This is a genomic window from Kitasatospora sp. NPDC058243 (assembly GCF_042882025.1).
GTDB lineage: Bacteria > Actinomycetota > Actinomycetes > Streptomycetales > Streptomycetaceae > Kitasatospora.
This window is the reverse complement of record NZ_JBHVWW010000037.1, coordinates 11,865-25,493: the sequence shown is the minus strand read 5'-3', so window position 1 is coordinate 25,493 and position 13,629 is coordinate 11,865. Positions and strand designations below refer to the sequence as shown.

The 13,629-nt window shown below is 74.7% G+C and carries 14 protein-coding genes; 4 read left to right on the top strand and 10 right to left on the bottom strand.

All coding sequences use genetic code 11. From position 1 onward, the window contains the following. Positions 1 to 49: 49 nt before the first annotated feature. The 3 genes from ACFVX9_RS23485 to ACFVX9_RS23475 all read right to left on the bottom strand — a co-directional run bounded on the left by ACFVX9_RS23485 (position 50) and on the right by ACFVX9_RS23475 (position 2,852). A complete protein-coding gene (locus tag ACFVX9_RS23485; protein WP_387983288.1) occupies positions 50 to 1,060 on the bottom strand; it encodes a zinc metalloprotease in 1,011 nt (336 codons plus the stop codon). A gap of 77 nt (positions 1,061 to 1,137) precedes the next feature. Further along, a complete protein-coding gene (locus tag ACFVX9_RS23480; protein WP_063350472.1) occupies positions 1,138 to 1,848 on the bottom strand; it encodes an AAA family ATPase in 711 nt (236 codons plus the stop codon). A gap of 77 nt (positions 1,849 to 1,925) precedes the next feature. Continuing rightward, positions 1,926 to 2,852, bottom strand: coding sequence for an LLM class F420-dependent oxidoreductase (locus tag ACFVX9_RS23475; protein ID WP_063350471.1), 927 nt, complete (start codon positions 2,850 to 2,852; stop codon positions 1,926 to 1,928). 142 nt (positions 2,853 to 2,994) lie between these two features. Between ACFVX9_RS23475 and ACFVX9_RS23470 the strand changes: the two genes are divergently transcribed. Then, complete coding sequence (locus ACFVX9_RS23470) at positions 2,995 to 3,348, top strand: DUF6401 family natural product biosynthesis protein (protein ID WP_063350470.1); 354 nt, start codon at positions 2,995 to 2,997, stop codon at positions 3,346 to 3,348. 38 nt (positions 3,349 to 3,386) lie between these two features. Here ACFVX9_RS23470 and ACFVX9_RS23465 read toward each other — a convergent pair whose 3' ends face one another. Then, entirely contained in the window at positions 3,387 to 4,208 is an 822-nt protein-coding gene (locus ACFVX9_RS23465) for a hypothetical protein (RefSeq protein WP_380375314.1), read from the bottom strand. A gap of 200 nt (positions 4,209 to 4,408) precedes the next feature. On the opposite strand from ACFVX9_RS23465, the gene ACFVX9_RS23460 reads away from it, so the two are divergent. Continuing rightward, on the top strand, positions 4,409 to 5,179 hold the full coding sequence (locus tag ACFVX9_RS23460) for an alpha/beta hydrolase (RefSeq protein WP_380560974.1): 771 nt from the start codon (positions 4,409 to 4,411) through the stop codon (positions 5,177 to 5,179). 45 nt (positions 5,180 to 5,224) lie between these two features. Here the strand turns inward: ACFVX9_RS23460 and ACFVX9_RS23455 are convergent, their stop codons facing one another. From ACFVX9_RS23455 to ACFVX9_RS23445, 3 genes are read right to left on the bottom strand one after another with little or no spacing between them, the layout of a single operon-like run. Continuing rightward, entirely contained in the window at positions 5,225 to 6,121 is an 897-nt protein-coding gene (locus tag ACFVX9_RS23455; protein WP_380375311.1) for an ABC transporter permease, read from the bottom strand. After that, positions 6,081 to 6,950, bottom strand: a complete 870-nt coding sequence (locus ACFVX9_RS23450) for an ATP-binding cassette domain-containing protein (RefSeq protein WP_363374483.1) — start codon at positions 6,948 to 6,950, stop codon at positions 6,081 to 6,083. Before ACFVX9_RS23450 ends, ACFVX9_RS23455 begins: the two co-directional genes overlap by 41 nt. After that, complete coding sequence (locus ACFVX9_RS23445) at positions 6,947 to 7,471, bottom strand: MarR family winged helix-turn-helix transcriptional regulator (protein WP_079136105.1); 525 nt, start codon at positions 7,469 to 7,471, stop codon at positions 6,947 to 6,949. Before ACFVX9_RS23445 ends, ACFVX9_RS23450 begins: the two co-directional genes overlap by 4 nt. Before the next feature lie 145 nt (positions 7,472 to 7,616). Here ACFVX9_RS23445 and ACFVX9_RS23440 point away from each other — a divergent pair, with 145 nt between their 5' ends. Further along, on the top strand, positions 7,617 to 9,575 hold the full coding sequence (locus tag ACFVX9_RS23440) for a glycoside hydrolase family 5 protein (protein WP_387983286.1): 1,959 nt from the start codon (positions 7,617 to 7,619) through the stop codon (positions 9,573 to 9,575). Positions 9,576 to 9,626: 51 nt separating this feature from the next. Here the strand turns inward: ACFVX9_RS23440 and ACFVX9_RS23435 are convergent, their stop codons facing one another. Beyond that, complete coding sequence (locus ACFVX9_RS23435) at positions 9,627 to 10,217, bottom strand: isochorismatase family protein (protein WP_380489546.1); 591 nt, start codon at positions 10,215 to 10,217, stop codon at positions 9,627 to 9,629. 166 nt (positions 10,218 to 10,383) lie between these two features. Between ACFVX9_RS23435 and ACFVX9_RS23430 the strand changes: the two genes are divergently transcribed. Continuing rightward, positions 10,384 to 11,406, top strand: a complete 1,023-nt coding sequence (locus ACFVX9_RS23430) for a GlxA family transcriptional regulator (protein WP_387983285.1) — start codon at positions 10,384 to 10,386, stop codon at positions 11,404 to 11,406. On the opposite strand, the gene ACFVX9_RS23425 is transcribed toward ACFVX9_RS23430, so the two are convergent. After that, entirely contained in the window at positions 11,384 to 12,886 is a 1,503-nt protein-coding gene (locus tag ACFVX9_RS23425; RefSeq protein ID WP_387983283.1) for a sensor histidine kinase, read from the bottom strand. The genes ACFVX9_RS23430 and ACFVX9_RS23425 overlap by 23 nt on opposite strands. After that, positions 12,883 to 13,611 carry a response regulator transcription factor gene (locus ACFVX9_RS23420; protein WP_380375303.1) on the bottom strand — a complete coding sequence of 243 codons (729 nt, stop codon included), beginning with the start codon at positions 13,609 to 13,611 and terminating at the stop codon, positions 12,883 to 12,885. The genes ACFVX9_RS23425 and ACFVX9_RS23420 overlap by 4 nt, the downstream gene beginning before the upstream one ends. Positions 13,612 to 13,629 lie beyond the last annotated feature (18 nt).

The window sequence follows — 13,629 nt, the reverse complement described above, 5'->3', positions numbered from 1 at the left end:
CTCCCGCGGTTCTGCGAGGATGCCCGGGTGTCGGACCAGCCCCGACGGCTCAACTCCGGTAAGCGGCCCAGGAGTCGGCCATCCGCTGGACCTGGCCGGGGGTGAACTGGCTCATGCAGGAGTCGTAGCTGTAGTCCATGAAGTTGTGGATCGGGTCCAGGCCGGGCCCGGTGCAGGTGTGGCGGCCCTCGGGGCAGCCGTAGGCGGGGGTGCGCTCGGGCGGGGTGTCGTCCACGTAGTCGCCCGGGGGCAGGCAGCCGCCCTGGAAGGTGTGGAAGAGGCCGAGCCAGTGGCCGATCTCGTGGGTGGCGCTGCTGCCCTCGTTGTAGTGGGCGGCGGCGCCGCCCGGCAGGGAGGCGTCGAGGACGACCACGCCGTCGTCGGCGGGGTTCGAGCGGTAGGCGCCCGGGAAGGTCGACCAGCCGAGCAGGGACTGGCCGAGCTTGGCGGTGTAGAGGTTGAGGGTGCCCGCGTCGCCCTTGCGCAGCGCGTTCTTCATCCCCGTCTCGGTCCCGGAGCCGGGGGTCATGCCGTCGTACCAGGAGGCGTTGTCGGTGTAGTCGGTGCCGGCCAGCTCGAAGTGGAACGGGCTGGGGGTGTTGCCGTCGCCCTGGCCGCCGTAGGTCGCGTTGAGGTGGTCGATCTGGGCGGCGACGACGCCCCCGTCGAGCCGGCCGGCGTCACCGGCGTGGATCACGTGGACGAAGACCGGCACCGTCGTCGGGGCGCCGACCCGGGCGTGCGCGGAGGAGAGCTGCGCGAGCCGGTCGTCGAGGTCCGCCTGCATCGCCCGGGCCTCGGCGGCGGTGACGGCGTTCGGGTCCTGCCCGGCCTGACTGCCGGCCGGCTTGCGGGCGGCGGCATCGACGGCGACGGCATCGACGGCGGCGGCGTCGGCGTCGGACCCCGCACAGGCCACGGTCACGGCGGCCGCGGCGGTCACGGCGGCGGAGTGCGGAGCCGGGGCGGCGAGCTGGCTGAGACCGGCGGCCGCGACCAGCACGGCGGCCCAGGGGAACAGACGGGGGGTACGCGAGCGCACCCGGGCAGTACGGCGCATCTGCGCTCCTGACAAGGGAGTTGGCGGATTGTCGGCCGCGCCCCGGGCCCGCCCGGCTCGGCGCGGACCCGCCGAGACTACGACGCGGCGAAGACGATCTCCCGCAGGGCGCGCGCGGCGGCCCGGTCGAGTACCACGGCCGACGCACAGCCCTCCGGCGCCCGTCCGGCCCCGGTGAGCCGGCGCCGCAGCCTGTCGACGGCGGCCCGGTGCCGGAGGAAGGCGTAGCGGGAGACGCTCTGCCCCCGGCTCTGCTGACCCTCCCGCGCCTCGGCCGGTTCGGCGTCCAGCAGCAGCAGGTGCACCCGGCGGCCCTGCCGGGCGGCGGTGCGGGTCAGCCAGAGCCGCACCCAGGACAGCGATCCGCAGTCGTGGACGGCGAGCGGCCCGCCGGCCAGCACCGCGCGCCGCAGCCGCCGGTAGTGCGCGATCCGCGCCAGCGGGCGGTAGAGGGCGTACGGGAGGCGGCCGGGCAGCCTGGCCGCGTACTCCTCGCGGACCAGCTGGGAGTCGACCAGCGGAGCGCGCACGCAGCGGCGCATCAGGGTGCTCTTGCCGCTGCCGGGCAGCCCGGAGACGACCAGCAGGTCGCCGGCGGGGTAGTGCAGCGCCACCGGGGCGGGGCCGGTCCGCAGGTCGTGCAGGCCGGGCTGCACCCGTAAGGCCTGCGGGGCGCCGGCGGGGCCCTGTCCAGGAGGCGACGGCACCCGGGGTGCCGCCGCCTCCGCCGTTCTCGTCCTGGTCACCGGTCCTCCCCGCGCCGTTCCCTCCCTTGGAGCATTACGCATTCCCAAGAGCGAGTAAAGAGCGGTGATCGCCGGGCCCGGCCGGCCGGTGCCGGATCAGGACGTGCCGTGCGGGCGGGTCAGCCGAGCTGGGGGGCGACCCGGGAGGCGATGAGCTCCAGGTGGTCGAGGTCGTCCAGGTCCAGGATCTGCAGGTAGACCCGCTCGCTGCCGACGGCCGCGTACCGGCCGATCCTCTCGGCGACCTCGTCCGGGGTGCCGGCCAGGCCGTTGGCCTTCAGCTCGTCCACGTCCCGGCCGATCACGGCCGCCCGGCGGGCCACCTCGGCGTCGTCGCGGCCGACGCAGGCGACCAGGGCGTTGGAGTACACCAGGTCGCCGACCGAGCGCCCGGCCTGCTCGACGGCGGCCTTGACCCGGCCGAACTGGGCGGCGCTGTCCTCCACCGAGGCGAACGGCAGGTTGAACTCGTCGGCGAAGCGGGCGGCCAGCGCCGGGGTCCGCTTCGGGCCGAGGCCGCCGACCAGCACCGGGATCCGGTCCTGGGCCGGCTTGGGCAGGGCCGGCGAGCCGGTCAGCGTGTAGTACTCGCCGGCGAAGTCGAAGGTGTCACCGAGCTTGGTGTTCCACAGGCCGGTGATGATCGCCAGCTGCTCCTCCAGCCGCCCGAACTTCTCCTTCGGGAAGGGGATGCCGTAGGCGGCGTGCTCGGCCTCGTACCAGCCGGCGCCGAGGCCGAACTCGACCCGGCCGCCGCTCATCGCGTCCACCTGGGCGACCTGGATCGCGGTGACACCGGGCAGGCGGAAGGTCGCGGCCGTCATCAGGGTGCCGAGGCGGATGGTGCGGGTGTCGCGGGCGAGGCCGGCCAGGGTGATCCAGGCGTCGGTCGGCCCGGGCAGGCCGTCGACGTCGCCCATCTTCAGGTAGTGGTCGGAGCGGAAGAAGGCACTGAAGACGCCCAGGTCCTCGGCGGCCCGGGCGACCGTCAGGAGGGTGTCGTAGCTCGCGCCCTGCTGCGGTTCGGTGAAGATGCGGAGATCCATGCGGACCATTCTGGTACAGACCACCCGTGGATCGGTGCAGAGAACCGGCCAAGCCGCCGAAGCTCCCGAAGGTGGCCAAGGTCTCAGCACGGAACCGTCACGAGCCGCCGGTCCGGCCGACCCGCTCGCCTACGGTGGACGGATGTTCGCCACCCCCGACGAGTCCTTCCGGCGCTCCCCCGACGATCCGGCCGGCTGCCCGCTGCCCGGCATCGTCGCCGCGTTCACGCCCCGGCTGTCCGAGTTCGCCTTCGAGCCCGGCTTCGTCGCGATGGTCGACCAGCACGTCGCGATGCTGCGCGAGCTGCTGTACGCGCAGGGGCCGGAGCTGGCGCCCCGGCCCCTGGACCGTGAGGAACTGTCGGACTACGCGCTCGGCTTCCTGGACGCGCTCACCGAGATCGGCTGGCGGGAACCGGTGGGGTACGACTACGCGGTGCACCGGCTGACCGCGATCTGCTGGCTGGTGCGCGAGCAGGGCCTGCTGCGGGCCTGAACCCGCTGCGGGTCGCTACGACCCAGGACACGCCCGCCCTAGCTCGGCTGGTCACCCGGGCGGCCCGGGTCGATGCCGGGCGGCGGCGGGGTGGTGCCCGGAGCGGCCTGGGTGGTCGGCCGGGCCGGCTGGTTGGCCAGTACGTCCGCCCGGCCCGCCTGGTAGGCGCTGCCGCGCAGTTTGGCGCTCTCCTGCTCGGCGTGGTCCAGCCAGCGCTCCCAGCGCTGGCGCATCGGCAGGATCAGGCCGCCGCCGACACCCACCACCAGCACACCGGCGATCGTGGCGAGCACCGCGATCAGCACCGGTCCGGTGATCGCGGTGGCGATCCCGGCCTGGCCGAGCGCCGCGATCACGCCCAGCGCGACGATGAACGCCCAGACGATCGTGGCGACCGTCCGGCCGTACGAGGCGCCGGCGAGCGCGTTGCGCACGATGTCGCGGACGCCGTTGGCGATGGCCATCGCGACCACCACGATCGCGACCGCCACGATGCCCCGGGGCAGCCAGGCGACGATGCTGTGGATCATCACGCTGATCGGGTTCGGGCCGAAGACGCCGAACGCCAGCTGCAGCACCATCAGCAGGATCGCGTAGTAGACGATCTTGCAGATGATGCCGGTCATGTCGTAGTTCGACCCGCTCAGGTGGCGGGCCATCCCGGCCCGCTCGGCGACCCGCTCCGAGCCGACCTTGCGCAGCACGCGGTCCAGAACCTTGGCGATCGCCTTCGCCACGATCCAGCCGATGACCAGGATCGCCAGGAAGGCGATGAACTGCGGGACGAATTTCGCGATCTTGGACCAGGCGTCGGTGAAACCCGATCCGAAGTCCACGGAGAGTGCGAGCTGCTGAGCCACGGAGTCCTCCACTCGGTGACACGGCGCCACGAGCGGCGCGTGCGGCCCCCCACCCTTCGTGGATAGCAGCACCCCGCCCGGCCCGCGCGCGCCTGGTCCCCGGGCTGCTCCCCCCGGGTGAAACGGGCCCGTAGACGCCCCGCGTAAAGTGATGTTCAAGGGCACGGGGCGGGGGCGGGACGGGACAGGACGGTGCGGGTGTGAGCAGCGACAGGGTGGACGGCGGCACGACGACCGGCAGCACGGCCGGCAGCACCGCCGGGCACCCGGCACTGCGCTGGCGGGTGCGGCCCGAGGCGCCGCGCGCCGCCGTCCTGGTGCTGCACGGCGGCGAGGAGCACAACCTCGCCCGGCCCGGCCCGGTCAACCTGCCGCTGCTGCGGATGCGCGGCTTCCTGCGCTCCCTCGCCAAGGACACCGCCGGCGCCGACGTGGCCGTCGGCACCGTCCGCTACCGCCACCGGGGCTGGAACGGGCAGCGCGCCGACGCCGCGCTGGACGCCCTCGCCGCCCTCGACGAGCTGGCCCGGGAACTGGGCGAGGTGCCGACCGTCCTGATCGGGCACTCGATGGGCGGGCGCGCGGCCCTGCGGGCCGGCGGCCACCCGGCCGTCACCGGCCTGGTCGCCCTCGCCCCCTGGTGCCCGGCCGAGGACCCGTGCGAGCAACTGGCCGGGCGGGACGTGCTGCTGCTGCACGGCGACCGCGACAAGGTCACCCCGCCCGCCGAGACCCGGGCCTTCGCCGCCCGCAGCCGGGCCGCCGGCGCCCGCGTCTGCGGCTACACCGTCACCGGCAGCGGCCACGCCATGCTCCAGCGCATCCCCGACTGGCACCGGGCCACCACCCGCCTGGCCACCGCCCTGCTCGGCCTGCGCCCGCTCCCCGCCGAGACCGTCTCCGCCCTCGCCCTTCCGCCCGCCTCCCCCGAGGCCCTCACCCTCACCCTGCCCCGTCAGCCGCGCGGCTGACCCCGCACGGGCCGGCGGCCGCGCGGTGGCGCAGCGGCGCGGGCGTCAGCGGGCCAGCCGGCCGAGGAGCGCGGAGGCCGCGGTGATGCCGAGCACGGTGGCCACGGTCAGGACGGCGAAGTCGAGCGGCAGGTGGGCGCGGGTGCCGATCAGCAGGCCGCGCAGGGCGTCGACCTGGTAGCTGAGCGGGTTGGCCCGGCTGACCACCTGGAGCCAGCCCGGCATCAGGTCCACCGGGTAGAGGGCGTTGGAGCCGAAGAAGAGCGGCATGGTGATCGCCTGGCCGATGCCCATCAGGCGGTCGCGGGTGAGCACGATGCCGGCGATGGTCATCGAGAGGCAGGAGAAGAACGCCGAGCCGAGCAGCACGGCGACCACGACCCCGAGCAGCCGCAGCGGGTTCCAGGTCATCGCGACTCCGAGCAGGGCGGCGATCACCACCACGACGACGGCCTGGATCACCGCCTTCACCCCGGCGGCGAAGGCCTTGCCGGTCACCAGCGCCGCGCGCGGGGTGGGGGTGACCAGCAGTTTGGTGAGCACCCCGGAGTCCCGCTCCCAGATGATCATGATGCCGTAGAAGATCGCGATGAACATGGCGGACTGGGCGATGATCCCGGGGGCCAGGAAGTCCAGGTAGGGGATGCCGCCGGTGGGGATGGCCTTGAGCCGGGTGAAGGTCTCCCCGAAGATCAGCAGCCACAGCGCGGGCTGCACGGCCCGGGTGTAGAGCTCGGTGCGGTCGTGGCGCAGCTTCTGCAGCTCGACGGTGCACATCGCCAGCGTCCGGGCGGGCACCAGCCGCCAGCCGGTGCGGGCACGCGGGGGGACCAGCAGCAGTCCGAGGTCGGGCCGGGCGGCGGTCGCGGTCGCGGCGGCAGTGGCGGCGGGGCCCGGGGGCTCAGCCGACGCGGGAGGCGGTGCGGCGGGTACGGCGGACATCGCTGAACTCTCCTTCCGGGGCCTCGCCGGGGGCCAGCTCGCGGCCCGCGAAGTGGCGGAACACGTCGTCCAGACTGGGGTCGGCGAGCTGCGGATCCTGCGCGCGGACCACGGTCTTCAGCTCCTCGGTGGTGCCGAGCGCACGGATCCGGCCGCGGTCCATCAGGGCGATCCGGTCGCAGTAGCGGTCGGCCTCGTCCATGTAGTGGGTGGTGACCAGCACCGTCATCCCGGTGGCCTGGCGGACCGCCTCGACGCACTCCCAGACGCCGGTGCGGGCGATCGGGTCCAGGCCGATGGTGGGCTCGTCCATCACCAGCAGGCGCGGGGCGCTGACCAGGGCCTGGGCGAGCTCCAGCCGGCGGACCATGCCGCCGGAGTAGGTGCCGGCCATCCGGTCGGCCGCCTCGGCGAGGCCGACGGCGGCCAGCGCCTGGGCGACCCGCTCGCGGCGCTCGCCGTGCGGCACGTCGAAGACGCGGGCGAACAGCGCGACGTTCTCCCGACCGGTCAGCCCGCCGTCCGCGGAGAGCTGCTGCGGCACGTAGCCGAGCAGCCGGCGGACCTCCATCCGCTGCCGGGCGGGGTCGTGGCCGAAGACCCGCACCATGCCGGCGCGGACCGGCAGCAGGGTGGTGATCGCCCGGATCGTGGTGGTCTTGCCCGCGCCGTTGGGGCCGAGCAGGCCGAACACCTCGCCGGTGCGCACGGTCAGGTCGACACCGTCGACGGCCTTGGTGCTGCTGCCCTTCCCGCGCCCGTGGTGGAAGGTGTACTCCAGGCCGCGGCAGACCACCGCCTCGTCACCGCCGTTCTCCGGGAACGTCATCGCTCCTCCTCCCCCGGCTCGCCCGGTCGGGTGCGCAGGCCCGTCGCCACCTCGCGCAGCGCGGGCACCGCGGCGGCCAGGGCCGCCCGGGAGTCGGCGGGCAGCCCGGCCACCACCTCCCCCACCAGCGCGGCGCGCCGGGCCCGCCAGACCGCGAGGCGTTCGACGGCCTCGTCTGTGGCGTACAGCAGGGCCGCCCGGCGGTCGGCCGGGTCCACCTCGCGGCGCAGCAGCCGCAGCGCGACCAGCTGGTTGACCAGGGTGGAGACCGAGTTTCCGGCGAGGCACAGCTCCTCGGCCGCGTCGGACACCCGCAGCCCGGGGGTGTCCATCACCAGGCGGAGCAGTTCGATCTGGGCCCCGCGCAGCCTCGGCTCGGTGAGTCCCTGCCGCAGCCGGCGGCGGACCAGGCGCTGGATGCCGACCAGCAGGGCGGAGAGTTCGTCGGCCACGTCGGGATCGGGGGTCGTCGGAAGGTCGACGGCCGGTGCGGGGGTGAGCGTTTCCGGTGTCGCACTCATACCTCCGATTTTAGCTCTCAGTGAGAGGTATTCGTCCAGAGGGCGGACGGGGTGGACCGGAGGACTGCCGGGCGGGGCGTGGCTGTGCCAGGATCCCGGGTGACCGTGTACGGACACCCACCCACCCTCACCGCTGGGAACCCTCATGAGAAGACTCGCGCTCCGCGTGCTGTCCGCGGCAACGGCGCTGTCCGCGTTGCTCGTTGTGCCGGCGGCCACTGCCGCTACCGCCGCCCCGGTCATCGCCACCGAAAGCGCCACCACCGCCGCCCCGGTGCCGCTCAGCGGCGCGCAGTTGGCGGCCTCCTGGGCGGGGCCGCTCAGCACCCGGGGGCGGTACGTCGTCGACGCGTCGGGCGACCGGTTCAAGCTGAAGTCCGGCAACTGGTCCGGCGCGCAGGGCACGTGGCAGGGCAGCGGCTCGACCACCGATCCGGCGAACAACCAGGCCGGCCAGGTCTCGTACAACCTGCCGCTCGGCCTCGACCGGGCGCCGCTGTCCGAGATCACGGCGGGCTTCCACAGCCTCGGGCTCAACAGCGTCCGACTGCCGTTCGCGGACGCGATGATCCGGGACACCGCCGCCGTCCCGGACGCCGCCGTCGCCGCCAACCCCGGGCTGCGCGGCAGCACCCCGCTGCAGGTGTACGACGCGGTGGTGGCGGCGCTCACCGCCGACGGGTTCGCGGTGATCCTCAACAACCACACCACCGGGTACCGGTTCTGCTGCGGCCTGGACGGCAACGAGCGGTGGAACAGCGGCCAGTCCACCGAGACGTGGGAGCAGGACTGGCTGTTCATGGTGGACCGGTACCGGACCAACAAGCGCGTGGTCGGCGCCGACCTGCGCAACGAGGTCCGCCGCGACACCTGGGACGACCCCAACTGGGGCCTGGGCGACGGCCACGACGCGTACGCCGCCTTCGAGGAGGCGGGCAACCGGATCCTCCAGGCCGACCCCGACCTGCTGATCATCATGGAGGGCATCAACTGGCAGGGCGTCCCGCTGGCGGGCCTGCCGCACGGCCGTCCGATGCTCAAGCCGGTGGCCACGCTCTCCCACACCCTGATCGACTCGGGCAAACTGGTCTACTCGGCGCACTTCTACGGGTACACCGGCTCGGCCAACACCGGCGCGGGCAGCGGTCCGGGCGCCACCGGCGATCCCCGCTACCAGGACTTGACGCCCAGTCAACTCGCTTCCGTGGTCGACGAGGAGGCACTCTTCGTCACCCGAGCCGGGCAGCACTTCACCGCCCCGGTCTGGATCAGCGAGTTCGGCGCGGGCGGGCGGGGCCCGACCGACGCCAAGGAGCAGGCCTGGTTCGACCGCTTCACCGCGATCCTGGCCGAACACGACACCGACTTCGCCGTCTGGCCGCTGGTCGGGTGGCACAACGACGGTGTACCGCAGGACAGTTGGGCGCTCCTCCACTACGACCGGGCCGGCCGGCGGCTGAGCGTCGAGGACCCGGGCGACTGGCGCGCCGCGGACTGGAACCGGCTGGTCGCCGCCCCCGGGTACACCGGCCCGGTGCCGGCCGCCGCCCGCTGGAACCTGCTCGACCTCGACCACGCCGACCAGAACGCCTCCCGGCGGATGCTGGCCCTGCCCGACTGGAGCAGCGGCAACCGCAAGGGGAACTGCCCGGACGGCCAGCGCCTGATCGGCCTCGGCCGCGGTGACGGCCGCGGCCTGTGCACCGACGCCGGGCAGCCCGCCACCGGGCCGGACGCCTGGACGACCGTCACGGACGAGCGCTACGTCACCGGCGGCGACTGGGCGCCCGGCTACAACAAACTCCAGTGCCCGGACGGCCGGTTCGCGGTCGGCTACAGCGTCCGCGCCGATGCGATGGCCGCCCTGCTCTGCGCCCCGGCCGCGGCCGCGCCGCCCGCCGCGGCCGACCGGGTGCTCTGGTTCGACCACGGCGACAACCGGCCCCCGGCCGCCACCGGCGCCGACTCGGCGGCCAGCGACTGGGCGCCCGGGGCCTACAAGGGACAGTGCGCCTCGAACGAGTACGTCGCGGGGGTCGCCTTCACCTGGCGCTGGCTGCACGCCGGCGTCCCGGACGCGCTGCTCTGCCGCCCACTGGCCTGACACCGCCGCTGTCGGGGCCCGGCCGACGGGCCGGGCCCCGACGGAAACGGTTCAGCTCAGCGCGGCCTGGGACTCCACGACCACGCCGTACAGGTCGCCGATCGTCGCCAGGGCGCTGCGGTGCAGCTGGGCGGCGGTCACCCGGGTGCCCGCCGAGGCGAGCGGGCGGGTCGCGCAGGCGTCGGCGACGACCGTCGGCCGGTTGCCGCGCAGGAAGGCGCCCGCGGTGGTGAAGGCCACGCACATGTGGGTCATGAAGCCGGCGACCACCACGTCCTGGTGGCCGGCCTCGTCGAGCAGGGTGCCCAGGCCGGTGCCGACGAAGGCGTCCGGGGCCTGCTTGACGACCACGGCCTCGCCCTCGACCGGCGCCACGGCGGGGTGGATCTGCCCGATCTCGGCACGGACGTCGTACGGGGTGCCCGCACCGCCGTCGTTGATCACGTGGATGACCGTGGCGCCCGCCGAGCGCGCCCGGGCGAGCAGGGCCGCGGCCGCGTCGAGCGCCTCCCGCCAGCCCTCCAGCTCCATCACGCCGCGCACGTAGGTGTTCTGGTAGTCGATCAGGATCAGCGTGGACGCGGCGAGCGTGGCGGGCGTCTCGTCGAAGCCGTTCAGGGCGCGCAGGGTCGTCGTGGGCATGAGGGGACCACCTTCGGTTCGGTACACGGGTAAGGGCGGGCGGCGGCTGCGACGGCCGCGGCGGCCCGGCCCCTGGAACGCTACGACCGGCCACCGGATGTCGGCAATGCCGTCTAACCTGCAGATTCCGACATCGAGAGAGCACGAAGAGAGCGCAGGTGGGGCCGTGGGCGCCGTACAACGACTGATCGTCATCGTCCTGTTCGAGGGCGTCGACCTGCTCGACGTCACCGGACCGCCCGAGGTGTTCTCCCTCGTCCGGCGGGAGACCGACGACGCGACCGGCTACCGCGTCGTCCTCGCCGCCGCGACCACGGACCCGGTCACCACCGCCGCCGGCGTGCGGATCCTGCCCGACCTCACCTTCGACGAGGCCGCCGCGAGCGCCATCGACACCCTGCTGGTGCCCGGCGCCGTCGAGGTGGACGGCCAGCGCCGGGTCCACCCGCGCACCGACCCGGCCGTGGTCGACCGGGTGCGCACCCTCGCCGGGCGCTCGCGCCGCATCGCCTCGGTCTGCGTCGGCGCGCACCTGCTCGCCGCCGCCGGGCTCCTCGACGGCAAGCGCGCCACCACCCACTGGTCGACCGCCGCGCAACTGGCCGCCGAGTACCCGGAGATCGAGGTGGACGCCGACCCGATCTTCATCCGCGAGGGCGACGTCTGGACCGGCGCGGGCATCAGCGCCTGCCTCGACCTCTCCCTCGCCCTGGTCGCCGAGGACTTCGGCGAGGAGCTCGCGCTGAGGGTCGCCCGCCAGCTCGTGATGTACCTCAAACGCCCCAGCGGCCAGAGCCAGTTCAGCGTTCCGCTGGAACCCGTCTCCACCACCCGGCGGGTCGAGGAGCTGCGCCACCACGTCCTGCGCAACCTCACCGGCCGGCTCACCGTCCCCGACCTCTCCGCCCACGCCCACGTCAGCGAACGGCAGTTGACCCGGATCTTCAAGACCGAACTGGGCACCACACCCAGCGCCTACATCGAGTCGGCCCGGGTCGAGCTCGCCCGCCACCAGCTCGAATCCACCGATGCCACGCTCGAACGCGTCGCCGCCGACTGCGGGTTCGGCACCACCGACACCCTGGTCCGGGCCTTCCGCCGCCGGCTCGACACCACCCCGACCGAGTACCGCCACCGCTTCCGCACCACCAGTCCCGCGCCCCCGGTCAGAGCGGCAGCCGGACGGTGAACACGGTGCGCCCCGGCCGGCTCGCCGCGTCCACCGTGCCGCCGTGCGCCCGGACCACCGCCCGCACGATCGACAGGCCGAGCCCCGTCGACCCGGTCGAGCGCGAGCGGGCGCGGTCCCCCCGGACGAACCGCTCGAACATCCGGTCCGCCAGCTCCGGCGTGATCCCCGGGCCGTCGTCGGCGACGGCCAGCCGCACCCCCGCCCCGGCCGGCTCCAGGCTCAGCTCGACCTCGGTGCCGGGCGGGGTGTGGGTCCGGGCGTTCGCCAGCAGGTTGACCACCACCTGGCTGAGCCGGTCCGCGTCCCCGCGCACCAGCACCGGCTCCTCGGGCAGCGCCAGGCGCCAGCGGTGCCCGGGCCCGGCCGCCCGGGCGTCGGCCACCGCGTTCAGCGCGATCCGGGTCAGGTCGACCTCGGCGTCGGCCAGCGGCCGGCCGGCGTCCAGCCGGGCGAGCAGCAGCAGGTCCTCGACGATCGCGCCCATCCGCACCGCCTCGGCGTCGATCCGCTCCAGCGAGTGCCGGACCGGACCGGGCACCGCGCCCGGGTGGCGCAGCGCGAGTTCGGCGTGGCCGCGGACCGCCGCCACGGGGGTGCGCAGCTCGTGGCTGGCGTCGGCCGCGAACGCCCGCAGCCGCTCCTCCACCGCGTGCCGGCGGGCCAGTGCGTCACCCACGTGCCCGAGCATCCGGTTGAGCGCCGCGCCGACCCGGCCGACCTCCGTCCGCGGATCGTCGTCCGGGACGCGTTCGGCCAGCGTGACGGCGCCGCTGGCGAGCGGCAGCGCGGCGACCCGCTCGGCCGTGCCCACCACCCGCCGCAGCGGACGCAGCGACCAGCCGACCCAGACCGCCCCGGCCGCCCCCGCCCCGGCGACGGCGATCGCGAAGACGGTCAGCTCCAGGGTCGCCAGCCGGTCCACGGTGTCCTCGGCCGGGCGCAGCGGCAGTCCGCTGACCAGCACGTCGCCGTCCCGGCCGGCCACCGCGCGCACCCGGTAGTGGCCCTGCGCGCGGCCCAGGTCGACGGTGCGGGCCGGCCCGCCGACCGGCAGGGCGGCGAGGGCCCGCTGCTCGGCCGGCGAGAACACCAGCCGGTCGTCGGCGCTGGGGCCGTTGGCGTCGTCGGCGTCCCCGTCGACCACGCCCGCCGCGGTGACCCGGCCGTCCAGCAGCCGGGCGCCCAGGGTGCCGGGGGTCTGCGCCCGGGTGTCGGTGCCGCCGCCCTGGCCGGCGTGCTCCAGGCTGGCGGCGTAGCGCCCGCCGGCGTCGGCGAGCTGCTGGTCCAGGCGGTCCACCAGGAAGTGGCGCAGCGCCGCCGTGGTGGCGAGGCCGACCGCGGCGCAGGTCACCACCAGCAGCACCAGCAGGCCGGCGATCAGCCGGGCCCGCAGCGTCCGCGGCACCAGCCGGGCGGCTCGGCGGCGCGCCCTGGCGGCGCCCGTGACCAGGCCGTCCGTCGTGGGCCGGCCGGTCACGGGGCCGCCTTGATCAGGTACCCGGCGCCGCGCACCGTGTGGATCATCGGCGTCCGGCCCGCGTCCAGCTTCTTGCGCAGATAGCTGATGTACAGCTCGACGACGTGCGCCTGCCCGCCGAAGTCGTACGACCAGACGGCGTCCAGGATCTGCGCCTTGCTGAGCACCTGCCGCGGGTGGTGCATCAGGTGGGCGAGCAGCGCGTACTCGGTCGGGCTGAGGTCGACCACCTCGCCGGCCCGGGTGACCTCACGGGCCCGCTCGTCGAGGACGAGGTCGCCGAGCACCAGGGCGTGTGCGGGCGGCTGCCCCGCGACCCCCGGCGGGGCGGCCCGGCGCAGCAGCCCGCGCAGCCGGACCACCACCTCGGCCAGGCTGAACGGCTTGGTCACGTAGTCGTCGCCGCCCGCCGCGATGCCCGCGATCCGGTCCTCGACGGCGTCCCGGGCGGTGAGGAAGAGCACCCGCACCTCGGGCCGCTCGGCGTGGATGCGGCGCAGCACCTCCATGCCGTCGAGGTCGGGCAGCATCATGTCGAGCACCACGGCGTCCGGGCGCCAGTGCGCCGCCGCCCGGACGGCGGCCAGACCGGTGGTCTCGCCCCGTGCCTGCCAGCCCTCGTAGCGGACCGCGCCGCAGACCACCTCCACCAGGTCCGGTTCGTCGTCGACGACCAGGACCCGCCAGTCCTGCCGGTCGGCGCCCCGCTCGGCGGTGTCGTCCATGGTGCTCCCTGGGTGCAG